Raw genomic sequence first — 240 nt, 5'->3', positions numbered from 1 at the left:
CCTGTACGCCCCCCTGACCGCGCTGGCGAACGCCCGCGTGGAGATCATGAGCGCGCTCGTGGGCTTCGGGCGCGTGTTCGAGGTCCTGGACCTGGAGCCGCTCATCACGGAGCCCGCGCGGCCCGCGGCCCTGCCGGGGGGGCCCCTGTCCGTGCGGCTGCGGGACGTGCGCTTCGCCTACCCCACCGCGGGGCAGGTGGCCCTGGCCTCCCTCGAGGAGGGCGCCGTGCTGGGCACGCG

1 pseudogene is annotated in these 240 nt (G+C 77.1%); it reads left to right on the top strand.

Annotated features, from left to right (window positions below):
• Positions 1–240 (top strand): annotated as a pseudogene (locus KVS67_RS12905) (ABC transporter ATP-binding protein); the annotation flags it as partial.

Origin of the sequence: Micrococcus sp. GbtcB5, from assembly GCF_019091605.1 — a bacterium.
Classification (GTDB): domain Bacteria; phylum Actinomycetota; class Actinomycetes; order Actinomycetales; family Micrococcaceae; genus Micrococcus; species Micrococcus luteus.
This window is presented reverse-complemented; position numbering and strand designations above follow the sequence as displayed.